Below are 23,421 nucleotides of genomic sequence, written 5' to 3' on the forward strand. Positions count from 1 at the left end.
GCTTCAGAGCAAATCGCGTTGCAAGTTGTTTCCCGTCAATCGCGACCCGCGCTAGATCGTCAGGGTTCCGACACTCGCACCGCCGCAGACGTATAACGTCTGTCCGGTCACGAAGCTGTTTTCCGGATCGCAGAAAAACAGGAAGGCATTTGTTACGTCGCGCACGTTGCCGATGCGACCGACCGGAATGCGCTTGGCAAGGGCTTCCTGTTGCGGGCTGTCCTTTTCGACGATGCCCCAGAAATTGTCGGTCAGGATCGGTCCGGGGGCGACCACATTGACGGTGATGCCGTGAGGGGCAAGCTCCAGGGCCCAGGTGCGGGCCATGCCGATCATGCCGGCTTTGCTGGCGCTGTAGGCCGTACGTGTCGGCGCACCGAGCGCTGCCCTGGAGGCGTTGAACATGACACGGCCGAACTGGCGGGCCTTCATGTTCGGCAGGGCGGCCTGCAGAAGCGTCAACGCCGATCCCAGGTGCAACTGCGCAAGTCCGGTGATGTCCTCGGGCTTGGCATCTTCAACGAGGTTGGGCCAGATCAGGCCGGCGTTATGGATGAGGTGGGTGACTTCGAACTCCGTCGCAATGGTGCGGGCGGCGGCTGCAACGGCATCCGCATCAAGCAGGTCGGCTTCTACCGAGTGCAGGTTCGGGTGAGACTTTTCCGGGGCGGATCTCGCAACGGACACCACCCTGTAGCCGCGCCCGAGAAGCCGCTCGGCCAGATCCGCACCGATCCCCTTGTTGCCGCCGGTAACGACTGCCGTAAACTCACTCATTCCGTCACCATCGCCAGAACCCGAAGCGGGCTACCGGTTCCATTCTTGATTTTAAGGGGAGCTGCAATCAGCACGGCGCCTGTCGCGGGCAGCTGATCCAGATTGGCCAGACATTGCAGGCCGTATTTTCCTGCGCCATGGAGAAAGTAGTGAGCGGGGTAGGGCGGAACGTAATGTGCGCCCTGGCCTGCATCCGTTCCGACCGTCTCTGTGCCGAAACCGCGGATGTTCCGCTCCTCGATCAGGAAGCGGATGGCCTCTGGCGTTGGTCCGGGCGAATGTGGCCCGTCCGCGCGCATGTTAAGATACTCGGCGCCTCTACGCTTGGACCAGTCGGTACGCATCAGCACCCAGGCATCTTCCGGAATGCGGCCATGCGCACTTTCCCAGCCCGCGATGATCTCCGGCGTCAGTTCGAAATCGTCGTTCTCTGCGGCGCCCTTCGAACAATCGATTACCACCACGGGACCGACAAAGGCCTCTACCGGGATCTCGTCAACCGAGCCGTTCGGCACGTCCTTGCCGGAAATCCAGTGCGAGGGCGCATCAAAATGGGTGCCTGTGTGCTCGCTCATGGAAATATTGTGCCATTTCCATGCCGGACCACGGTGGTCATAGGCGCTGATTTCCTCCATCCGGAAACGTGCGCACTGACCGAATTCAGGCGGCAGAACAATTACCGGAAAGTCCGGATCAAGCGTGTGGGTCAGATCGACTATCCTCACAGTTCCGGAGGCAAGGTCGGAGACCAGCTGGTTCAGACTGCTCATGCGCCTTCTCCCACTTGCGTGAGTTCACGTTCCAGCACTTTCGGGTCCCGCCGCCAACGCTCGCGGATCTCCATGGCAACGTCGCCGCACCACACATCTTCAAGGCCTTGCTGCAGCCCCGTGACGACTGCCTTTGCCAACGCCTTTGACGTGACCTTGGGTGGCGGCACCGGTTGGGTCCAGTCGTCGTCATCCGGCCCGGTGAAGACGGTCATCACACGCAAGCCCGATGACCGGAATTCACCGCGCAGGGACTGACACAGCGAATAGGCAGCCGCGTTGGAGGCGGAAAAACAGCCGAAATCCGGAGTGTTGGACAGGGCAAAGACGGAAAGGACATTCACCCAGGCCACCGCCGAATTGACGCCATCGTTGGTGCGGGCGCACATACTCGGTCCAAAAGCCTGGGCAAGGCGCATAAGGCCGAGATAGTTGGTCTCCATTTCCTCGCGCGCAAAGGCGGTGTCGCCTCTTGCCAGAACGCCGCCCGGCCTGAGGAACCGGGCATTGTTGACCAGAATGTCCGTCTTGCCGCCAATCTCCCCGGCCAATCGCTGCACTGAGGCCGTGTCAGTGACATCGAGCGGCAGTACGCTGACCTTTTCCAACCCGGAAATCAGATCGCGGTTGGCATGCGGGCGCCAGCTTTCGGCCTCGCCGACAAAGATGGTTGAGGCTCCCGCTTCAAGAAGCGCGGTTACAAGAGCTGGCGTGTTCGGGTTTCGCAGGTCCGTGATCAGGATGCGCCTGTGCTTCGGGTCGGCTGAAAGGGCACGCATTTGCGGATCGTCTTCCATATTGCTTGTCCTGTCCTTTGGCACTGCCAGCAAAACGCCCTGGCCCGACGCGTCCAGACGGTTGAGAAGGGTGACTGCCCCACCGCGCTCGCAGTCGCCATGTACATGGCACAGCACCACGGGACCGGCCTCCAGTTGAACCGACCCCATGCGCCAGGGCGTGCGTTCCCGGAAGTAGAGATTGATCGACGTGCGGATCCGCGTCTCTGCCAGCAGCGTGCCCGCCGGCGAGACGTCCTGCCAATTGAGCGCGGCTGACAGGCAGTTGCCACAAACGTCCCGTGGCGGATACTGCACCGTGCCGCAGTCCTCACAGACCTGCAGCGCGAAGCGGCCCTCCGCTGCTGCCGCGGTCAGACCGAGGGCAGCACGGGAGCGGGGCTCCGGGGGACGTAGCGGAGACTGCGTGCGCTTCTGCGGATCTTTCTTGAGGGGAGGGGGAAGCGGTGTGCTCATGCCGGGCTCCCTGTTTTGACAATGGCCGCGCTCGTACAGACACCGCGGTCGTAATTGATCATGCCGAAGCCGGACACCATCGCGGTCGTCGCATCTGCCACCTGCGTGCCGCCAGCATTGCCCAGAACCTGGCGAAGGGATTCCACAAGACCGATGAACCCGCCCGCAGCGCCAGCCTGACCGGCAGACAATTGTCCGCCGGACGTGTTGTGCGGAAAATCTCCGGTAATCGTCAGGTCTCGGTTCCTGACGAAATCGGGGGCGCTGCCCTTGTCGCAGAAACCGAGATCCTCGATCTGCATCATCGAAATCACGGGGTAATCGTCGTAGGTCTGCAGGAGATCGATGTCGTCCGGCGTGCAGTCCGCCATGGCGTAAAGTTCTTCCACGTCGAGCGTCCAGCCCCCGCGCAACTGCACGGGATCTTCTGCATGGGCGTTGTGACGCTCGATCGTGCCGCCGATCACCGCGTAGGGCAGGTTCCGCCGCTCGGCCTCTTCAACCGACATGACAAGGAAACACTCGGACCCGGCGCAGGGCATGACACAGTCGAACAGCGCAATCGGATCGGCGATCGGGCGGGCGTGAAGATACTGTTCGAGCGTCAGCGGCGACTTCATCAACGCGTTCGGATTGTGCAGGGCGTTGGTGCGTTGTGCCACGCAGATCCTGCCGAAATCCTCCCGTGTTGCGCCATATTCGTGCATGTATCTGTCAGTCAGCAGCGCGAAATTGGCATTGGGGCCGCCAAAACCGTAGGGGTAGGAGGCGTCCTGGGCGAAGCGGGAAAAGCTCGACAGCAAGTTTCTGAAGCTGTCGATGTGATTGGTGTCGCCGGCAACGCAGGCGACGATGTCGGCATCGCCCGCCTGGACCGCACGCGCGGCGCGGCGCAGGGCGATCACGCCACTGGCGCCGCCCATCGGAATATTGTCCAGCCACCTGGGGCACAGGCCCAGATGCTGGGTCAGCCCGACTGCCGTATCCGGAAACAGGGTGAAACTGGCGACCGAAAACCCGTCGATCTCCGCCGGTCTGACCCCTGCTGCCTGAAGGGATCCGCGCAGCGCGCTTGCGATCCACCAATGGGCTGTCTCGATGGAATAACGCTGATAGGGCACTGAAACCGGCGCAGTGACCGCGACACCCTCATAGCTCTGTCGTTTTCCCATCAACTGGCCTGCCGTTTCTTCATGTGACCGGTGAAGACTGTATCGGGATGGTCCAGAAGCTGCAGGGCCAAATCCTTCAAGGCCGCTCGCTGGATCTTCTGTGTCGGCGTCAACGGCAGCTTGTCGACAAAGGCGATGTAGCCGGGAGCCTTGTAATAGGCCATCTGCTCCAGACACCAGCGTGTGATCGCCTGTGCCTTGTCTCGGCTCGGGTTTTTCACCTTCAGGCAGGCAAACACCTCGTCGCCGCGCACAGGGTCGGGAACGGGAGCAATACCTGCGGCCTCGATGTCGGGATGACGCATCAGGATGGATTCCACCTCCACGGCGGCGATGTTTTCGCCCGACCGCCGGATGACGTTTTTCTTGCGGTCGACGAAAAACAGGTTGCCGTTGGCACCCTTGCGCACGATGTCGCCGGTGTGGAACCAGCCGTCTTTCCAGGCCTCATCCGTCGCGTCCGCGTCCTTGTAGTATTCCGAAAAGAAGCCGTAGCGCGGATCCGGGCCCGCATGGCGCACCAGCAATTCACCTTGAACTGCCTCCTCGCCATTCTCGTCAACAATCCGGCAGTCCACGCCCTTGCTCGGCTTGCCGATGCTTGCCTGGGCCACCAGCCGATCTTCGCCAGAGGCGGCAATCACGGCGCCAGCGCCGGTCTCTGTCATCGCCCAGGCTTCCACCAGCGGAAAGCCGAAACGGTCCTCGAAGGCGATCTGCAGCTTCGGGTCCACGCCCGCGCCAAAGCCGAAGCGTACCTGATGCGCGCGATCCGAAGGGGAGGGGTCAAAGCCCATCAGCATGGACGGCATCACGCCCAGGTAATGCAGGCAGGTTGCCCGGGACGCGGCAACATCCTGCCACCACGCACGTGGATGGAAGCGATCCAGAACGGTAAGACAGCCGCCGACCGTGACCATGGCCATAAAGGAATAGGCCATGGCGTTCATGTGAAAGACGGGCAGGGGCGTGATCATGCGCTCACCGTCTTCCGTCAGCGTCGCCAGTCCGCCGACACCGGCATACCAGCGTCCTGCGAGCAGGAAATAGGTATTTGGCAGCACGCAGCCCTTCGGTTTGCCGGTGGTGCCCGAGGTGTAGAGGATGGCGGCCTCGCGGGCCTCGCCCTCCAGCGGTCGGGCGGTCACCGCTTCATCCCGTGGTCGAGGGATCGGCTCTCCGGGAGCAATCACAGCCGCGTCGATCCCGGCAGCGGCGACAGCGGTCTCAAGCTCCGTCTTGCGGTCCGCAATCGAAACGATCAGCGCCGGTTCGGAATGACCGATGAGATATTCCAGCTCCGCGGCCCTCAGATCCGGGTTGATCGGAACCACTGACCCTCCGATCCGGTTCACCGCGAGCCAGTGAAGGAAGAACGTTGGCCGGTTCTCCAGAAGCAGGGCAACGCGCATGCCCGCACCATAGCCGGCCTCCGCGAGATCCCGTGCGAGCGTGTCGACCTCTTGGCGCGCGGTGCCATATGTCAACTCGCCGGGCGGTATGCCGTAGATGTCTGCAGTGCCGGGCAGAACGTTCAGAAACGGCCGGTCCGGATATTTCTCCGCCGTTGCAGCGAAGGCCTCATAAACTGTTTCAACTGTCATGGCTGTCATGGCAGCAACTGAATATTGCCGAAGGCGGCGTCGCAATTGAGGATGTCGACCCGCTTGTTGGCGATCCTGATCTCGCTATCGACCACTTTCAGTTCGTGCGTTGCCGTCAGCGCCAGCAGGAACTGCTCGTCCAGGCGCGTTTCGACATAATGCATGGATGTATTGGTGATGATCCGGTCCCCGTCCATCTCGTCGATGAAGGGCCGCTGGATGACGTGGTGACAGCGGCTCTTGGGCTTCTGGCTGAAGGTTCTGGCCCCGTTCAACCGTTCCACACGCAAGCGCAGCATGAACATGTCTTCATAGAGCAGGGAAGTCACGAGATGCGGATCGGTCTGCTTGTAGTCGAGCGGCATCCAGTAGTGGCCGTCCTCCAGCCACAGCGCCAGCCATTCGCTGTAGCGCCCCTCGTCCAGCATTCTTGCTTCGTCATAGATGAAGTCGATGACCTCTTCTCTGGAAACCGCCATCACGCCTTCTCCATCGTCGCTGTCATGAATTTCACCCAGGCATCGAACTGGTTGCGCATCTGCCGTTCCGTGGTGCCGTTTTCCACGACTTCCTCGGTGAAGTCTTCCTCGTCGGTTCTCAGGCGCTGAATGTTCACCCATTCCATGCCGTTCGACATGAGGCCTTCCTGGGCGCGCTCGTACATCTCCAGATCGTCGTGCCCGACCATCGACGTCGGGGCGTTGATCATCCGGTTGTACATGGCCGTGCGTGCCAGGAGTTCGTCCGGCGCTCCGACCAGCCGGTAGATGTAGCTTTCGACCAGCGTCTTGTCGGGCCCCAGCGGAATGAAGTTCCGCAATTGCTGGATAGGGCCCTTGATCATGATGTTCGGGAAATAGACCGTATTGTGCCGGTTCTCGCCTAGAATTTCCTTCGCGCGCTCCTCGCCGAGGGTTTCGCTCAAGGCCTCGAAATAGCCAGGGATCGCGGAATAGTCGGAATGGATCGAGTGATGCACGCCCGTATGCCCGTGACCATTCGGCCAGGTGCGGATGCCCATGTTCTCAAAAAACTCGTAGGGCGACATGAAAGGCGCGATGATTTCCATCGCGGGCGGGCGCGGCTCCGGATTGCCCATCTCCTTCCAGATGTTCACCGCGGTTCCGGCGGAGCTTTCATGCGCGACCATCGGGTGGCAAGTGTCGGTCTGGTTTTCGACCAGCATCTTCCAATTGCACTTGTGCATGTAACGCAGCGGCGGACCGGCGATCTCAAGCCGTCCTTCCGGGGAGCGGTCGACCATGTTGTCGATGGAGCTGAGGCTGTTGCCGAAGTAATCTTCAAAACCAATGCCCTCTGCGGCCTGACGCGCGAAAACAAACCCGCGATAGTTCCGCACCGCGCCGACGGGTGTCATGCCCTTTGCATTCTCCGTGGTTTCGAAGCCGGTGTCCTCGTAGCCTTTCTTCAAGGGGATCGCGAGCAGGCAGCCATCGGTCTTGAACGACCAGGCGTGATAGGGACAACGGAAGAACTTGCCCGTGTTGCCTTCCCTGTCGATGGCGATCTTCGTGCCCTTGTGCGGGCAACGATTGTAAAGAACGTAGATCTCGCCATCCGAGTGGCGCACCTGGATGACCGGCTGGTCGCCGATCTGCGTGGTGAAATAGTCGCCCTTGTTCGGGGTCTGGCTTTCATGACCGACAAACACCCATGTGTTTGCGAACAGGTGCTGCATTTCCAGCTTGTAGATTTCCGGGCTCGTGTAGACGTCCCGATGGACCTGCGGCCCTGTAAACAGAGCGGCGATCTGGCTGGCCGTTCGCATGCTGGCTCCTCCCTGGAATGCGAAACCTCATAGGTCGAGGACAAGCCGCGCGGATTTCGCACGGCTGACACAAATCTGCATGACCTTTCCCGATGCCTTCTCGGCATCCGACAGCACGACATCGCGGTGATCCGGCGTGCCGCTGATCACATCCGTCTGACAAATGCCGCAGTCGCCGCGCTGACAGTCGTACACCAGGTCGAGGCCGGCATCCTCCAGTGCCTGGATGATGGTCTGGTCCGGGGCAACGGTCACAACCTGTCCCGTGCTTTTAACCTCCACTTCGAATGCCGCGTCACCTGATTGCGCCTGCGGTGCACTGAAGAGTTCAACATGAATGGCGTCTTCCGGAAGCCCCGCATCGGCTGCGGCCGTGCGTGCGGCATCGATCATTCCCTTGGGACCACAGACATAAAGATGTGTCCCGGACGGCTGCGCTTTCATCAGTGCAACCAGATCGAGGGGATCCGTGTCGTCAAAATAAAAGCGGGCGCTATCGCCAAAGGCTGCTTTCAGCTTATCGGCAAACCCCATCCGGGCTGCCGTGCGGGCAGAATAATGCAGCTCGAAGGACCGATCTGTCGCTTTCAAGCGCGTTGCCATGGAGATCAGCGGCGTGATGCCTATGCCGCCTGCCAGAAGCAGGGCGTGGGCCGCGTCTTCTGCAAGCGGAAAGTCGTTCTTGGGCTCGCTTGCGGAGATCGCCTGGCCGACACTCAAGGTGTGCATCGCCTTGGAACCGCCCTGGCCACCGTCTTCCCGCTGTACCGCAACGGCGTAGAGCTCATCTGGTTCCGGCCAGTCGATCAGCGAATACTCGCGTTCCCCCAGGGGGCCGAGATCGAATTTGACATGCGCACCGGGTTCATAGCCGGGCAATGGCCCGCCTGCTTCCGCCCGAAACCTGAAAACCCGGATCTGATCGGTTTCCGGTTCCACATTTTCAAGAACAAGTTTCACCGCAATGCCTCCTCCTGTAAAAAATATGAAATTTCATATAATATGAGTCAAGCCTCTTTTTTTCCCGATCGGTCCGGGCTAAAGGACACCTTCAAAAGAGGTACATAATTGGGGGGAGGGTTTTGACCCAGACGCCGGGAAAATTCGTTTCTTCTTATCTGCTGTACCTGCTGGCGGCGTCGAGCGAAGCGGCCAGCCACCAGTTTCATATCCGTGTCCGTGAGTTGGGCCTGCGAGTTCCGGAATGGCGCGTCCTCGCCTGCCTTTACGATCAGGACGGACTGATGATCACGCAGCTGGCGCGATACTCGCTGATGGAACAATCCAGAATGACGCGTATTGTCGACCAGATGGAAAAACGCGGGCTGGTCGTTCGAAAAAACGACGAGGGCGACGGCCGCCGTGTTCGCGTCCATCTGACCGATACAGGGCAGAAACTGAGCTCAGACGTGGTCGAAGAGGCAATGGAGCACGAAAGAACCCTGCTCTCGGCGTTGAACCAGGCGGATGCGGACCGGATCAAGCCGTCCTTGGAACGCCTGCTGGCGTCCCTCAATAGCTGGAACAGCACCAAGGAGTAGGTGCCAGGCGGAAGTTTGCCTGACACCTTGAACCGACACCTTGAGCCCATACCGGCAAGCGAGCCGGGCTTCCTATTCTTCGGAAGGCGGCTCTTTTTTTGTTGCCAGAATTTCGCGCTTGCCGACGTGGTTGGGCGCACCCACCAGGCCTTCGTTTTCCATTTTCTCCACCAGGGTGGCAGCTCGGTTGTAGCCAATGCCGAGACGGCGCTGGATGTAGGAGGTCGAACAGCGCTTGTCGCGTAGAACGATCTTCACCGCCTTGTCGTAGAGGTCATCACCGTCTTCGGAAGCGATCGCCCCCTTGTCGAAGACAGCTTCGTCTTCTTCCAGCTCTTCCTCTTCTTCCGCAGTCACGGTTTCGAGATAGGCGGGACGGCCCTGGCTCTTCAGATGAGCGACAACCTGCTCGACTTCCTCATCCGAGACAAAAGCTCCGTGGACACGGTTGATGCGGCCACCACCGGACATGTGCAGCATGTCGCCCATGCCCAGCAATTGCTCTGCGCCTTGTTCACCCAGGATCGTGCGGCTGTCGATCTTCGAGGTCACCTGGAAGGATATCCGCGTCGGAAAGTTCGCCTTGATCGTGCCGGTGATGACATCCACCGACGGGCGCTGCGTTGCCATGATCAGATGGATGCCTGCGGCGCGGGCCATCTGCGCCAGCCGCTGGATCGCGCCTTCGATCTCCTTGCCGGCGACCATCATCAGGTCGGCCATCTCGTCAACGATGATGACGATATAGGGCATCGGAGCGAGATCCATCTCCTGCTGCTCGTAGAGCGGCTCTCCCGTATCCCGGTCGAACCCGGTCTGAACAGTCACGACAACCGGCTCACCCTTCTGACTAGCAACAGCAGCCCGCTGGTTGAAGCCGTTGATGTTGCGCACACCGAGGCGCGCCATCTTGCGATAACGGTCTTCCATTTCACGGACGGCCCATTTGAGCGCCGTCACGGCTTTTTTAGGATCGGTAACGACCGGTGTCAGAAGGTGCGGAATGTCATCGTAGATCGAGAGTTCCAGCATCTTCGGATCCACCATGATCAATCGGCATTCTTCCGGCTTCAGGCGGTAGAGCAGCGACAGGATCATGGTGTTGATGGCAACCGACTTGCCCGAGCCGGTCGTGCCGGCCACCAGCAGATGCGGCATCTTTGCCAGATCGGCGACAACGGGCTCACCGCCGATTGTCTTGCCGAGGCTCAGTGCGAGCTTGCAATTGGTGGCACGGAAACTGTTGGAATCGATCATCTCGCGGAAGTAGACGGTTTCGCGTTCCGTGTTCGGCAGCTCGATCCCGATGACATTGCGGCCGGGGACGACTGCAACGCGTGCCGAGATGGCCGACATGGAGCGGGCGATGTCATCGGCCAGGTTGACGATGCGCGAGGACTTGATGCCCGGAGCCGGCTCGAACTCGTATAGGGTGACAACAGGGCCGGGCCGGACGTGAATGATCTCGCCGCGCACCTTGAAGTCTTCCAGAACGCTTTCCAAGAGCCCTGCGTTCCGTTCCAGCTGCTCCTGCGTCATCTGGAAGCCTGGGCCATCCTGAGGCAGTTGCAGAAGATCGCCCGACGGAAATTCGTAGCTGCCGAACATCGATTGCTGCCCAGATCTTGCGCCAATTGGCGGAAGAGCGTGCGTGCTGGAGGACAGGGACCGGGATGTGGGGCTCGGCATCGAGACCTGCACCTTCGATGGAGCAGGTGCAGGGTTGGTGCTCTCGGCGACGGAAACCGCTTCCGGCCTCTGGCCTGCTGGCTGTGTTGCCGGACTTGATGGCTTAGCCGCAAACTGTCCGTCAGACACAGGCTCTGCAGCGGGCGGTGCGGACCCGTTGCATTCGACGACCCTGTAAAGAGACACGATGCCTTCCGCGGGCCGGGCAGCTTGTCCGGTAACGGGAACCTCCTCGTAAACTGTCCTGACGGTGCGCACCGGTTCTGCGGCTTTCGGAACCGGTGCCGCGGTGCTCGCCTGCGGGGCAAGGGCATCGTCAGACATGAATTCAAAGAAGGCGTGATCGGACAGGAAGCCAAGAGGGGCCACACCGGACCCGGTATCGTTGGCGACAGCTTGCACGTCCACCGGTCGGCCATCAGTGGCGGGACCGCGCATGTGCGCGACCGGCAGAGCCGGCGTGATAGCTTGGGAAGGCGCTGGTGCGGGCACGGGAGGCTGCGTCAGAGGGGCTGCCTCGACCGGTGAAACCACATCAGGGGTCGTGACTTCGCTCGTATTTTCCGCTGGAACGGACCGCTGTTTCGCGCCACGGTCCGGCGTCCGGGTGAACCGGACGTTGGGCGCGAGATAGAAGTAACTCTGGCAGGACTCGTCCGAAGATGTGTCTATTGCCCGGTTTGAGTCTGCTGCCGTCTGTTGCGGATTGCCGGTAACGTGCGGCATCCGGCGCGCCTCTGCGGCCCGCTCATGTTCCAGGGGGCCGCTTTGTCCGAGCAGAGGTCCACCCTGAGCTTCCCGATTGGTTTCATCGTCGGGAGCAGGCTGGCCGGCATCGTTCGAATTCGAAATTGAGAAATTCTTCCGGGAAATACGCATGGACAAAGAAGACTAATGTTTCGGGTTGAACGCCTTTGAGAGAGATGTAGGAAATTTAGGTTAACAGTCTCTATCCAAACCGTGTCCTTCGTGTGTTGAAAGCCCTTTCTGCCTGCTCGCTTGACAGGCACTTTTCGGCGGAAATCCAAAGAAAAGTGCCTTGAGATCAGCGTTATAGGTGCCGCTTTTATATGTTGAGAGTTTTTGCCGGGCTGCGCCTGTCTAGCCGATGCAAAAACGGAAGCTGGCGGCAATGATCTTGCGGTCCATGTCGCTCAGATCAATAGCTCCGCGCACTTCACCGCCGGACGCCATTCCAAGAAACATGTTGAACTCGATGCGCTCGGACGCCGACAACAAGTCTACGACCTTGTCGTTGATTTCCACCTCGACGCTGCGATCGCCGACGACCCTCAGGAGGTCCTTCGTCGCCGTCGCCGTGATGCCGCGGCCCTTTGAATACATGTTGATTCTGGTTTCCGGCAGGTCATCCGGGTTCAGAATGCCGCCATCGGTCGTAATCAGCACATAGGGCTTGTTGTTGCGGCAGTAGCTGGAGAACTGGCTGGCGAGATCGTAAAGGCGCGTGGCGCTCTTGCGTTTGCTTGCCGCCACAAGGCCCTGTTTGTAGGGCTCCAGAAAAAAAGCTCCGAACCCCTCCGGTGTGACAAGGGCAAATTCCTCAAGCTGTGCCGCGTCGGGGACAAACATGTCGTCTGGCTTCGCCCCTGTTCCAAGAACGAAAATTCGGGCATCAATCCCCATTTCCAGCAGGTAACGCACGATCCGGCTGGACAGTTCCTGCGCAGACATCAGGGCCTGATCCACCTGGCTCGACGACACCTGACCGGTCCTCTCTCCGGACAAGAAGAACTGGTGAAACCCCAGACGATTGCCGGCGGGAATACGCCTGACTTCGCCGCCCAGAAACGCATAGGAACAGGCGCTCATACAGTAGCCGCCATCAGCGGTCTCGCCGAATGCACCGTCTGGTTTCCAGATGCCGATTTCGGTTTCCATCCCCCTGGCGCGGATCAGTTCACCCAGCTTTAGCCCGGCAATCAGACTGCCGCCGGGACTGTGCAGCAGGACCTTGTTGCCGTCGGAATGCTCGTTTTCGAGATAGCTGGAAAACTGCGCAGGTGTTTCCTCGGTAATCTGCCCTTCAGCCCGCACATAACAGCTTGCCGCGTTGTTGCCCTTGCACACGTTTTCGAATGTCATGCTTTCTGCAAGAGCAGCACCTGAAATCAGTGCAAGACAGGCAATACCCGCGAGCATTGCCGCCCGCCAACTGTGTGCGGCAGCAAACCGCCCCAAAGATGTCTTCATTTCGCTTCCCTGAACCTTCAGGCCCTGAACAACAGTCAAAACACAAAACAACGTCCTCATTAAAGAGAACCTGAAAAATCAGGGCAAGACGCGAATCCCTCGGGCCGTGTCTTTTTAAAAAAGAGATCGTTTTTCCAAAACGTGACCGGAAAAACAGGGTAGGAAAAACGAGTTTCAACAACCCTGATCTGGAGTGCCCTGCGCCCAACCGAGTGGTTCGGGATGCTCAGCTGCTCATCATATGGCAGCGCCAGCACGTCGGCCGTCTTAGGGTCAAATTGCCGACTTGATGAGCTATCACTGCAAGCACCTTCGTCCTTGCCGCACGGAAAGCAAGCCGAACACAGACGGCAGTCGCGGATCGCCCGCGACAAACATTCCGTTTAGAGCGGTCTGATGGCGCATGTTCTTTTTTGGTACAAATGGCGTTGGCTGACTGAGGCAGAAAGCCGCCTATTCGGCAGCCACCGCCGTTGCACCTAGGGCGGCAACGGTGCTGGTTCTTGCTTCATCCATCACCGGTGATATCCGGCGGAGCCGAAGCGCGTTCGTCAGCACGAAGACCGATGACAAGGCCATGGCGCCGGCCGCCAGCACGGGCGACAACAACACGCCGAAGGCTGGATAGAGCGCACCCGCAGCCACGGGGATCAGGGCCGTATTGTAGGCAAACGCCCAGAACAGGTTTTCCTTGATGTTGCGCATGGTCCGGCGGGAGACCTCGTAAGCATTCACGACACCCCTCAGATCGCCCGACATCAAGACGACATCGGCCGATTCAATGGCCACATCCGTGCCGGTGCCGATTGCTATGCCGACATCCGCATGAGCGAGGGCAGGAGCGTCGTTGATACCGTCCCCGACGAAGGCAATGCGGCCGCCGTTGCCCTTCAGTTCTGTCAGGGCGTCCACCTTTCCGTCGGGCAGGACGCCGGCAATCACGGTGTCGATCCCGGTTTCCGCGGCAATCGCCTCTGCGGTTTCCCGCTTGTCGCCGGTAATCATCGCGACCTTCAACCCCAGCTGGTGAAGAGCTGCAATTGCGGCGCGGCTTGAGGATTTGACCGGGTCGGCAACCCCGACAACAGCGGCAATCCTGCCGTCAATGGCTGCATAGAGCGCCGTGCGACCGCGTTTTGCCAGTCTGGTCTCCTCGTCAGAGAGGGCGTCGGTCACAATCCCTTCGCGCGCCATCAGCCTGTCGGCGCCAACGAGCACCCGTTGACCGTCTACGACAGCGGAAACGCCATGGCCGGTGATGGAGTTGAACTCACTGGCCCTCAGCCTCTCAACGCCTTCCTTGCCGGCTGCCCGCACAATAGCCTCGGCGACCGGGTGTTCCGAGCGGGCCTCGACCGCAGCAATGCGCGACAGCACGAACGCGCGTTCGAAGCCGTCGGCCAGAATCAGATCCGTCAGTTCCGGCCGGCCTTCCGTGGCAGTGCCGGTCTTGTCCAGGGCGACAATGTCGACGTCGGCAAGCTGCTGGAGCGCGTCGCCTTTGCGGAACAGAACGCCCATTTCGGCGGCCCTGCCTGTGCCCACCATGATGGAGGTGGGTGTCGCAAGGCCCATGGCACACGGGCAGGCAATGATGAGCACCGACACACCGGCCACCAGGGCGAGTGTCAGCGCCTGGTTCGGACCAAAGATCAGCCACACCAGGACCGTCGCCAGGGCAGCGGCCATGACAGCGGGCACGAACCACAGCGTGATGCGGTCCACCAGCCCCTGAATAGGCAACTTGGCGCCCTGAGCCTCTTCGACCATGCGGATGATCTGCGACAGCGTCGTGTCGGCGCCGACACGAGTCGCCTTGAACTGAAGTCCACCGCTGCCGTTCACCGTTCCGCCAGTCACCGCGCTGCCGGCCGTCTTCGCGACAGGCTGGGGCTCACCCGTGATCATGCTTTCATCGACGTGCGAGAAACCCTCGACCACTTCGCCGTCAACCGCGAGCCGCTCTCCAGGACGCACGACGACGATGTCGCCGATAGCCAGCGTTTCAATGGGCACTTCTACAATCTCGTCATTCCGCAGCACGCGGGCCGACTTGACCTGCAGGCCCAACAGGCTCTGAATGGCCGCACCGGTACGCCCCTTTGCTCTCGCTTCAAGGAAACGCCCGAGCAGGATCAGGACGACAATCACGGCCGCGGCCTCGAAATAGACCGCGCGAACTTCGGCGGGAACGAGCTCCGGCAGGAACGTGGCAACCACCGAATAGAGATAGGCGGCGCCGGTGCCTACAGCCACCAGACTGTTCATATCCGGAGCGCCTTTGAAAAGGGCCGGAATGCCCTTCTGGTAGAAAGATCGGCCCGGGCCGAAAAGCACAATGCTTGTCAGCACGAACTGCAGGATCCAGCTTGCCTGCTGACCGATTGTCGCTGCAATCAGATGATGAAAGGCGGGGACCAGATGCCCGCCCATTTCGATCAGGAACACGGGCAGGGCAAAGGTGGCTGCAAGTGCCATCTTGCGCACCAGTTCCCGTGCTTCTTCCGCCTTGCGTTCGCTCCGATCCTGTGACGAGCCCGCGTCTGCGAGGCTTGCCGGATAGCCGGCATCGGTGCTGGCCTTGATCAGATCCTGAACGGTCGTTGCACCTTCCGCAAAGACGACTGTCGCCGTCTCGGCCGCAAGGTTTACACTGGCACTGATGACACCGGGAACAGCTTGCAACGCCTTGTCGACGCGGCCGACGCACGACGCACAGGACATGGACTGAATGGTCAGCGTGACCGTTTGCGTTCGCGCGGGATAGCCGAGATCGTCCAGCTTGGCGACGGCCGCCGCAATCTTGTCGGGGGCGGCAGTAAACTGTGCACTTTCAGTTGCCAGGTTCACGCCGACATCTTCAAGGCCCTCGACAGACGCAAGGCCGCGCTCGACGCGCCCCACACAGGAAGCGCATGACATTCCCTGAACCGACAAGGAGATTTTCTGTTGCCCAGACATGGGTCCGACTCCGGCATGGATTATTCACTGTCTCTCAAATGGGGTTTCCAGTCACTGGAAGGTCAAGAACCTGCTCCAAAATTTTCTGAACTTTTCGTCTTGACCCTCCAGTCGCTGGAAGTGCGAGAACCGGAAAATCAATCAACCATGGAGCCAATCATGAAGTTCAGCGTTCCAGACATGAGCTGTGGTCACTGCAAGGCGACCATAGGCAAGTCCATTGAGCAAGCGGATGGCACTGCCCAGGTCGAGTTCGACATGGAAAACAGGACAGTGACCGTAACAAGCACTCGGTCTGCAGACGAAATTGCGGGCGTTCTCAAGGAAGCGGGCTACAGCTCCGAACTGCTTCAGCAAACCCGCTGAAGAGTACAAGCCGTCCCGGATCGGCCAATCGGCGTATCCGGGACCTTGTTTTGACGGAGACCGGCCTTGTCATCAGACTATAAGAAGGACAGCCTGACACTCTTTGATGCAGTTGCCATGGGCACCGGTGTCATGATCGGGGCGGGCATTCTCGCCCTCACAGGTCAGATCGCCGAACTGGCCGGCCCTCTCTTTCCCTTTGTCTTCCTGTCCGGTGCGGTTGTCACCGCCTTCAGCGCCTACACCTACATCAAGATGTCGAATGCCTATCCTTCAGCGGGCGGCATCGGCATGATCCTGAAAAAAGCCTATGGTCCGACCGCGGTGACGGCGGGGGCGGCGCTGTTGATGGCACTTTCGATGGTCATCAATGAAAGTCTCGTCGCACGGACCTTTGCAAGTTATCTCCTGCGCGGCCTGGACATGTCACCTTCGGGCTGGCTGCTTCCGGCCATCAGCGTTGCTGTCATCCTGTTCGCTTTCCTGGTCAACATCTCGGGAAACAAGTCGGTCGGTCTGTTTTCCACCGTCATGGCGGCGCTGAAGGTGGGCGGCATTGCCTTGTTCGGAAGTGCCGCCTTGTGGGCCGGTGGATTTTCTTTTGAAGCGACTGGCGGCGGGGCGGACCAGGCAGGCCTGACTGGGTTCATTGCCGCAACAGCCTTGTCAATTCTTGCGTTCAAAGGCTTCACGACGATCACCAACAGCGGCGCGGAGATTACCAATCCGCACCACAATGTCGGCAGGGCGATCATCGTGGCGATCATCATCTGCATCCTGGTCTACCTGCTGGTCGCCTTTGCCGTCGGGTCCAGTTTGCCGTTGGAGAAAATCATCCAGGCCAAGGACTATGCGCTGGCGGAAGCAGCCAAGCCGGCACTCGGCTCGGTGGGCTTTTATCTGACCGTGGCGCTGGCACTTGTCGCCACCAGTTCCGGTCTGATTGCAAGCATGTTTGCGGTCTCCCGGATGCTGGCAATGCTGACCGACATGGCGCTGATCCCGCACAGCCACTTCGGCATGCCGGGCAAGGTTCAGGATCATACGCTGGTTTACACGGTGGTTGTTGCCGCTTTGCTGGCCGTTTTCTTCGATCTCAGCCAGATCGCCTCGCTCGGCGCATTCTTCTATCTCGTGATGGACATCATCATCCATTGGGGTGTGTTCAGGCATCTGCGCTCCGACATCAGCGCGCGGGGCTGGGTGCTGCTCACCGCAATCGGTCTCGACGCTGTCGTCCTTGCCACCTTTGCTTTGCTCAAGTGGCGACAGGACCCGGCAATTGTCGTCTATGCTGTAGCGGGCATCGCCGTCGTCTTTGTGTTCGTGAAGGCTTTCCTGCATTTCAATCCGCCGGAGGCGCAGGAGGAGCACTCGCACTGAGCCGGATTGTGCCTTGCCGGCGGCATCAGGTTCAATGATGGGGCGAGTGACCGGAAGCCAGAGCGAGATGGTGTTCCTGATGATGCGCTCCCAGCGTCATCACACCGATAAACCCGAGACCTGAGAGCATCTGCAAGTCTGAGGGCTCGCTGGCAGTAACGGTCAGAATTGAACCGCCCGGGGTTTCCGCCACCTCGTAGCTGAAACCTCGGACCCCGTTCATGGTTGCCGCATGAGCGCTCAGCATGCGTCTTATCGAACTGGTGACATTGCCTTCCCCCGTCACGGTGAAACGATAGCCGCCGTCGACAGGCATGGTCTGCACATTTGAGCGGAGGGTGACGTTGTCCATATCGATAAGGTGACTGCGCAGTGCTTCGATATCGACCTTGGACCAGTCCGTCTGCGGATCAGCCTCAAGAAGGGACACGATTTCCTGTATGGCCGCGAAGGCGGATTGGCCCGGTTCACGGGGGACCGCCTTTGCGGATGACGGCCCGGTGCCGTCCACGGCATGCTGCATGGCTGAGTGATCATGATGCTGCATCGTCTGGGCCTGTGCCGGAACTGTGCATATAACGACGGCTGTCAGGGCAAGTATGTAGCGGTTCATGGTGGCTCCTCCGGCTTTGCGAACATCTTGCCTCAGTGGCGCCAATTGGAACATGATAGCTATCATGTCACTTGATATTTCCTCACTCTTCAGAACGGCCGGGACGTTTGAGCGCCGGCTCCCACTTGGAACGTATCTGTTCCACCAGGGAAAAAAGGTGGAAAGTCTTTTCGTGGTTATGACGGGTGAGGTTCAGCTTGTTCGTCACCAGACAGCGGGTAACCCTCTCGTCCTCCAGCGCGCCTTCGCCGGAGCCATCGTGGCCGAAGCCTCTGCTTTCGCCGACGCTTATCACTGCGACGCGATTGCCGGGCCGGACACATCGGTGCGCGGGATTTCCAGACCTCGCTTTCTGGAGCTGTTTCGAACGGACCCGAACCTCGCGGAAGCCTGGGCGGCGCGGCTTGCCCGCGAAATCCAGACTACCCGTTTGAGGAGCGAAATTCTGGCCCTCAAGACCGTGGCAGAGAGGCTCGATGCCTGGCTGGCATGGCATGGCTCCTTGCCGCGGAAAGGGGAGTGGCATCAGATCGCCCGGCAGATCGCCGTCAGTCCGGAAGCTCTCTACCGGGAAATCGGAAGCCGCCGAAGCGGCAAGAAACTGTCCATCGGATGAAAGCTCAATTCGCCTCACGTTGGATACCAGGTCTCGGCTGGAGATATCGCGCAGTTCGCAACTGGGGATGCGTTCGTTCGTTGCGCCTATCACTGATTGCGCTATCCGGGGTTTGGTTCACTTTTGGATCATCAAATTAACCTGACATTAATGTGTTCAAAGATCCGTCTTTTGCGCAGATCTCCCTTCTGAAACGTCACGTATCGAGGTCGCTGGTGCAAAGCCAGTTTCAGTACGTGACAAGGAGGATCAGATGAAATTCGCCAAGTATCTTGCAATCGGTCTCGTAGCATCCGTGATGTCTCTTCCCGCCAAAGCCGCCGATATCGTCGACACGGCGGTCGACGCAGGTTCGTTCAGCACGCTCGTTGCCGCCGTTCAGGCCGCGGGCCTTGTTGACACCTTGAAAGGCGACGGTCCGTTCACCGTTTTCGCACCCACCGACGAAGCCTTTGCCGCGCTGCCCGCCGGCACCGTCGACGACCTTCTGAAGCCGGAAAACAAGGAAAAGCTTGTCGCCATCCTGACGTACCATGTGGTTCCCGGCAAAGTCATGTCGACGGATCTTTCGGATGGAATGACGGCGAAGACCGTGGAAGGCAGCGAAATCACGGTTGATCTCGATAACGGTGTCATGGTCAACGACGCCAATGTCGTGACCGCGGACGTTGCCGCCGACAATGGCGTCATTCACGTGATCGACAAGGTCATCATGCCGCCGATGTAATTCGGCCCCGGAAAGCAGGTCTGCCGGGCACAAACAAGCACCGGCAGACCTGCTCCCGACGATCAGGTTCTGCGGATGGAAAGGCGGCAACTCACCTCGAACCGCTGTTTCGCGCCATCAGCCAGATCCAGACCTGCCCGAAGACCAGCGGCACAAAGCTCGCCATAACCGCCAGTGTAAGGCCGAGTTGCCCCGGACAGGGCAGTGCCAGAAGCGTCGCCAGATCCTTGTTCAGCATGGCGAGGGCGATCAGTCCAAGGCACAAGGCAATAGCGCCCCAGACATAACCGTTGCGCAGCACATCACCTTTCCAGACGGATCCCGCCGCCAAACGCATGTTGAAGACGTTCCAGAGCTGAGACAGTGCCAGCGTCAGGAAGGCCACCGTAATGGCTCTGTCGGTTTCCAGATCAAGCAGAAACAGCGCGGCGGCAAATGCCGAAAGCGTCGAGATCGTAATCAGGCTACCGAGATATCCGATCAACATCCAGCGCGAACGGTCGACAATGGGCTCGCTTGGGTCTCTCGGAGGTCGCTGCATGACGCCATCGTCGCCCTTGCCAAACCCGAGGGCAAAGGCGGGAAAGACGTCCGTGACGAGATTGAGGAACAGGATCTGAAGCGGCAGCAGCGGCACAGGCAGGCCGACGCCGACGGCTATGCCGACAATCAACACCTCGCTCACATTGCAGGACATCAGGTAGACGACGAATTTGCGGATGTTCTCGAAGATGATCCTGCCCTGGCGCATCGCGGCGATGATCGTCGCGAAGTCGTCGTCCTTGAGCACGATATCCGAGGCTTCGCGGGCAACCTGAGTGCCGCGCTTGCCCATCGCAATGCCGATATCCGCTTTCTTGAGAGCTGGAGCGTCGTTGACACCGTCGCCCGTCATGGCAACCACATGGCCGCCCTTCTGAAACAGCGAAACCAGGTTCAGTTTGGTGTCCGGGGCCACCCGCGCGAAGACATCGGTGGTCATGAGCTGCGCGCGCTGCTCGGCCGTTGCCCTGTCCAAATCGAACCCGCTTACGTCGCGGCCGGACAAGACTTTCAGATCGGACGTGCCGATGCCCGCATCCGCCGCAATCTTCGCCGCGGTTTCCGCGTGGTCGCCGGTCATCATGACAACGCGCACACCTGCCTGCAGGCTTGCCCGGATCGCCGCCGGAACGTCGTCGCGTACCGGATCGACAAAGCACACCAGGGCGATGAGGGTCAGTCCCTCATAGGGATCTTCGGAAGGCGTTGCTGCCGTTTTGAAGGCGAGGGCAAGGAGGCGCTCCCCGCGCCGGGCCGCCTCCGACTGACGCTTGCGCCACGAGGCGCGATCCTCATCCGTCAGATGCCGGGTGCCGTCAGCCCCAAGAACGTCAGCCGATGCATCGAGGACAGCTTCCGGGGCGCCCTTGACCGCATAGAGAAAGCGACCTTCACCGTCGTTATGAACCGTTGCCATCATCTTGCGCAGCGGGGTGAACGCATGCTGGCCGGCAGGGGGCAGGGTCTGCAGCAGTTGGGACCTTGAAAGGCCTGCTGCGGCAGCCGTGGCCAGCAGCGATATTTCCATCGGATCCCCGATCCGGGCGACGTCGGCGCTCTCGCCATATTCTGCCGTGTTGCACAGCGCGCCAATTCTCACCGCGGCCGAAAGAGGTTCCATGGTAGCCGGCGCCACGTCCTGGCCTTGCGAACTAAAGCGCAGGCCCTTGTCCTGCTGCAGGATGTCGACGGAGGTGCCGTCCAGAAGATAACGCGAGGCCGACATCCGGTTTTCGGTCAGCGTTCCCGTCTTGTCGGTCAGGATAAGGGTTGTCGCGCCGAGCGTTTCGACGGCCGACAGTTCCGTGACGAGCGCGTTTCGCGCCGCCATGCGCCACATGCCCCGTGCCAGACAGAGCGTGGCGACGATAGGCAGACCTTCCGGAATGGCGGCAACCGCAAGCGCGATCCCGGTCTTCAGCATGTCCGGAAGCGGATGGCCCCAGAGAATGCCGGCAAGGATGGTCAGTATCGCCAGCGCCGCGGTTAGCCAGACCAGCTTCCGCCCCAGCCTGTCCAGTCGCTTTTCCAGTGGCGAAACGTCGGCCTCCGCCTCCTGCGCGAGGGTGCTGATGTGGCCGAGTTCAGTGGTCATTCCCGTCGCCACGACGATGCCTTCGCCAAGGCCCTGAGTGACTGCGGTTCCGCTGAAGGCCATGTTGAGGCGTTCAGCCAGCAATGTGTCTGCGGACATTGTTGCGGTGTGTTTTTCTACCGGAACGCTTTCCCCCGTCAGCAGCGATTCATCGCAATGAAGATCCGAAGCGGCGATCAGACGAACATCGGCCGTCACGACATCTCCTGCCTCGAGGATCACGATGTCGCCGGGAACGAGCTCCGTTGCCTCGACCTCGTAAACCTTGCCACTTCGGCGTACGCGGGAATGGGTCGTTGTTATCCGCAGCAGGGCTTCCATCGACCGGGCTGCACGCAATTCGGTAAAAAATCCGATTGCGCCGTTCAGCACGAGGACGATTGAAATCGCGACAGCATCCGCGATGTCGCTGAGCAGCAGCGACATGACGACGGCTGCAGCCAGAAGCCAGACGATGATGCTAGCAAATTGATGGGCAAAGATCGCTAGCGCGCTCTTTGACTTCAGCTTCCGGAACGTGTTGGGACCGTATAACGCGCGGCGCTTGGCAACGTCATCGCTTCCGAGCCCGGTTGCGGGGTGAACCGAAAGCTCTCTGGCAAGCACTTCAGCGTCATGTGCGAAGGGAGTGTCCATGCGGGTTTGGATCAACAGGGCCTGGTCCAAAGGAGTGTCGTTTAAACAGCAGCATCGCCGCATGAGGCATACCGTAGCTGATAATGACACTTGGTTGTGGATTCATCTTGTCCCGCCAAGTCGGGATCAATGCTTATGCCGCTTGGAACAGCGTGCCGGCTGCCTACGTAGTCGCCACTGCTTGCCTCGACAGGGATTTCCCAGAAAATGGACCGATCATGTGAGGCAGGGCGCGCGGGGTTGGCGTCTGTGAGGGAGTTGGAACGATGAGCTACAAGACGATACTTGCCATCACGGAGCGGGACGTCTCTGCCGATACCATCGGAAAAGCCCTGGGTGTGGCCAGAGTTTTCGACGCCCACCTCACGCTGCTTCCCATCGGCGAAGTTCCGCATCTGCCCTTCTACGGGTCGGGGGGACACGGTTACATTGATATCTGGGCGAAGGAATTCGATCAGCGGAAGACCGAGTTGACGACCCTTGCGTCCCGGCTTGAGGATCAGCTCACGCGCGAGGGCATCTCTTTCGATGTCAGGCCTGTTTTGTCTTCAGAGGCCCGCGAAGACAATCTTGTCGCGCGCCACGCCATCTATTGCGATCTGGCCGTTGTCCTTCGGTCAGCCGAAAACGGTCTGAACAGCATCGAAAAAAATGCAATTGATGGAGCGCTTTTCGATTCCGGCCGGCCTGTGCTTTATGTGCCCAACTCCTTCAACTCAGACCGCATCGGCACCAAAGTGGCCATCGCCTGGAATTCCCGGCGGGAGGCTGCCCGCGCCGTTTCCGACGCATTGCCCTTTCTAAAGGCGGCTGAGGAAATCACGTTGCTGCTGGTTGATCCGGTCGTCGGAGACAATGATCACGGCGAAGATCCCGGCAGCGACATCGCCACGGTGCTTGCCCGCCATGGCCTTGGGGTCAACGTTCAAAGCGTGGTGTCTGCGGACAGAGCCGTGTCTGAAGCTCTTCTCGACAGCCTGCTTGAACTGGGTTCCGACCTCCTGGTAATGGGAGCCTACGGCCATTCGCGTCTGCGGCAGAACATTCTGGGCGGCACAACCCGGGAAATGCTGGAGCAAACCAGCGTACCCCTGTTCTTGTCGCACTGACGGCCACCCGATTTTCGTCAGGTGGCGCTCGTCACGTTTGAGGTGGTCACATCGCCAGCCCAGGACG

The 23,421-nt window shown here is 60.0% G+C and carries 19 protein-coding genes; 6 read left to right on the plus strand and 13 right to left on the minus strand.

The genetic code is table 11. The annotated features are described in order from the left end of the window. Nucleotides 1-51: 51 nt before the first annotated feature. From V1T76_RS21800 to V1T76_RS21835, 8 genes are read right to left on the minus strand one after another with little or no spacing between them, the layout of a single operon-like run. Nucleotides 52-777 (minus strand): SDR family NAD(P)-dependent oxidoreductase, encoded by a 726-nt coding sequence (locus V1T76_RS21800; protein WP_330562795.1) that lies wholly within the window; start codon nucleotides 775-777, stop codon nucleotides 52-54. Further along, a complete protein-coding gene (locus tag V1T76_RS21805; protein WP_330562796.1) occupies nucleotides 774-1,547 on the minus strand; it encodes a cyclase family protein in 774 nt (257 codons plus the stop codon). The genes V1T76_RS21800 and V1T76_RS21805 overlap by 4 nt, the downstream gene beginning before the upstream one ends. Then, nucleotides 1,544-2,800: an SDR family NAD(P)-dependent oxidoreductase gene (locus tag V1T76_RS21810; RefSeq protein WP_330562797.1), complete on the minus strand. Its 1,257-nt coding sequence runs from the start codon at nucleotides 2,798-2,800 to the stop codon at nucleotides 1,544-1,546. Before V1T76_RS21810 ends, V1T76_RS21805 begins: the two co-directional genes overlap by 4 nt. Continuing rightward, nucleotides 2,797-3,972, minus strand: a complete 1,176-nt coding sequence (locus tag V1T76_RS21815; RefSeq protein WP_330562798.1) for a thiolase family protein — start codon at nucleotides 3,970-3,972, stop codon at nucleotides 2,797-2,799. The genes V1T76_RS21810 and V1T76_RS21815 overlap by 4 nt, the downstream gene beginning before the upstream one ends. Next, nucleotides 3,972-5,585 (minus strand): AMP-binding protein, encoded by a 1,614-nt coding sequence (locus tag V1T76_RS21820; protein WP_330562799.1) that lies wholly within the window; start codon nucleotides 5,583-5,585, stop codon nucleotides 3,972-3,974. Before V1T76_RS21820 ends, V1T76_RS21815 begins: the two co-directional genes overlap by 1 nt. After that, nucleotides 5,582-6,055: an aromatic-ring-hydroxylating dioxygenase subunit beta gene (locus V1T76_RS21825; protein ID WP_330562800.1), complete on the minus strand. Its 474-nt coding sequence runs from the start codon at nucleotides 6,053-6,055 to the stop codon at nucleotides 5,582-5,584. Before V1T76_RS21825 ends, V1T76_RS21820 begins: the two co-directional genes overlap by 4 nt. Beyond that, nucleotides 6,055-7,365 (minus strand): aromatic ring-hydroxylating dioxygenase subunit alpha, encoded by a 1,311-nt coding sequence (locus tag V1T76_RS21830; RefSeq protein ID WP_330562801.1) that lies wholly within the window; start codon nucleotides 7,363-7,365, stop codon nucleotides 6,055-6,057. Before V1T76_RS21830 ends, V1T76_RS21825 begins: the two co-directional genes overlap by 1 nt. 27 nt (nucleotides 7,366-7,392) lie before the next feature. Next, nucleotides 7,393-8,325 carry a PDR/VanB family oxidoreductase gene (locus V1T76_RS21835; protein WP_330562802.1) on the minus strand — a complete coding sequence of 311 codons (933 nt, stop codon included), beginning with the start codon at nucleotides 8,323-8,325 and terminating at the stop codon, nucleotides 7,393-7,395. A gap of 122 nt (nucleotides 8,326-8,447) precedes the next feature. Here V1T76_RS21835 and V1T76_RS21840 point away from each other — a divergent pair, with 122 nt between their 5' ends. Then, the gene (locus tag V1T76_RS21840) at nucleotides 8,448-8,906 is read left to right on the plus strand and encodes a MarR family winged helix-turn-helix transcriptional regulator (protein ID WP_330562803.1); all 459 of its coding nucleotides are present in this window, start codon (nucleotides 8,448-8,450) and stop codon (nucleotides 8,904-8,906) included. 72 nt (nucleotides 8,907-8,978) lie between these two features. Here V1T76_RS21840 and V1T76_RS21845 read toward each other — a convergent pair whose 3' ends face one another. The 3 genes from V1T76_RS21845 to V1T76_RS21855 all read right to left on the minus strand — a co-directional run bounded on the left by V1T76_RS21845 (nucleotide 8,979) and on the right by V1T76_RS21855 (nucleotide 15,767). Continuing rightward, nucleotides 8,979-11,474: a DNA translocase FtsK gene (locus V1T76_RS21845; protein ID WP_330562804.1), complete on the minus strand. Its 2,496-nt coding sequence runs from the start codon at nucleotides 11,472-11,474 to the stop codon at nucleotides 8,979-8,981. A 222-nt stretch (nucleotides 11,475-11,696) separates the two neighbouring features. After that, nucleotides 11,697-12,806, minus strand: coding sequence for a hypothetical protein (locus tag V1T76_RS21850; RefSeq protein ID WP_330562805.1), 1,110 nt, complete (start codon nucleotides 12,804-12,806; stop codon nucleotides 11,697-11,699). Nucleotides 12,807-13,259: 453 nt separating this feature from the next. Further along, nucleotides 13,260-15,767 (minus strand): heavy metal translocating P-type ATPase, encoded by a 2,508-nt coding sequence (locus V1T76_RS21855; protein ID WP_330562806.1) that lies wholly within the window; start codon nucleotides 15,765-15,767, stop codon nucleotides 13,260-13,262. Between the two features lie 159 nt (nucleotides 15,768-15,926). Here V1T76_RS21855 and V1T76_RS21860 point away from each other — a divergent pair, with 159 nt between their 5' ends. Both V1T76_RS21860 and V1T76_RS21865 read left to right on the plus strand, forming a co-directional pair. After that, nucleotides 15,927-16,133 carry a heavy-metal-associated domain-containing protein gene (locus tag V1T76_RS21860; protein ID WP_040440994.1) on the plus strand — a complete coding sequence of 69 codons (207 nt, stop codon included), beginning with the start codon at nucleotides 15,927-15,929 and terminating at the stop codon, nucleotides 16,131-16,133. A 66-nt stretch (nucleotides 16,134-16,199) separates the two neighbouring features. Beyond that, complete coding sequence (locus V1T76_RS21865) at nucleotides 16,200-17,516, plus strand: APC family permease (RefSeq protein WP_330562807.1); 1,317 nt, start codon at nucleotides 16,200-16,202, stop codon at nucleotides 17,514-17,516. Between the two features lie 31 nt (nucleotides 17,517-17,547). On the opposite strand, the gene V1T76_RS21870 is transcribed toward V1T76_RS21865, so the two are convergent. Then, on the minus strand, nucleotides 17,548-18,129 hold the full coding sequence (locus V1T76_RS21870; RefSeq protein WP_330562808.1) for a hypothetical protein: 582 nt from the start codon (nucleotides 18,127-18,129) through the stop codon (nucleotides 17,548-17,550). A 64-nt stretch (nucleotides 18,130-18,193) separates the two neighbouring features. On the opposite strand from V1T76_RS21870, the gene V1T76_RS21875 reads away from it, so the two are divergent. Both V1T76_RS21875 and V1T76_RS21880 read left to right on the plus strand, forming a co-directional pair. Further along, entirely contained in the window at nucleotides 18,194-18,745 is a 552-nt protein-coding gene (locus tag V1T76_RS21875) for a Crp/Fnr family transcriptional regulator (protein ID WP_330562809.1), read from the plus strand. Between the two features lie 253 nt (nucleotides 18,746-18,998). Further along, nucleotides 18,999-19,472 (plus strand): fasciclin domain-containing protein, encoded by a 474-nt coding sequence (locus V1T76_RS21880; protein WP_442970158.1) that lies wholly within the window; start codon nucleotides 18,999-19,001, stop codon nucleotides 19,470-19,472. 91 nt (nucleotides 19,473-19,563) lie between these two features. Here V1T76_RS21880 and V1T76_RS21885 read toward each other — a convergent pair whose 3' ends face one another. Then, complete coding sequence (locus tag V1T76_RS21885; RefSeq protein WP_330562810.1) at nucleotides 19,564-22,260, minus strand: cation-translocating P-type ATPase; 2,697 nt, start codon at nucleotides 22,258-22,260, stop codon at nucleotides 19,564-19,566. 251 nt (nucleotides 22,261-22,511) lie between these two features. Between V1T76_RS21885 and V1T76_RS21890 the strand changes: the two genes are divergently transcribed. Further along, nucleotides 22,512-23,354: a universal stress protein gene (locus V1T76_RS21890; protein WP_330562811.1), complete on the plus strand. Its 843-nt coding sequence runs from the start codon at nucleotides 22,512-22,514 to the stop codon at nucleotides 23,352-23,354. Nucleotides 23,355-23,421: the final 67 nt, after the last annotated feature.

Source organism: Roseibium sp. FZY0029, from assembly GCF_036350355.1.
Taxonomy (GTDB): Bacteria; Pseudomonadota; Alphaproteobacteria; order Rhizobiales; family Stappiaceae; genus Roseibium.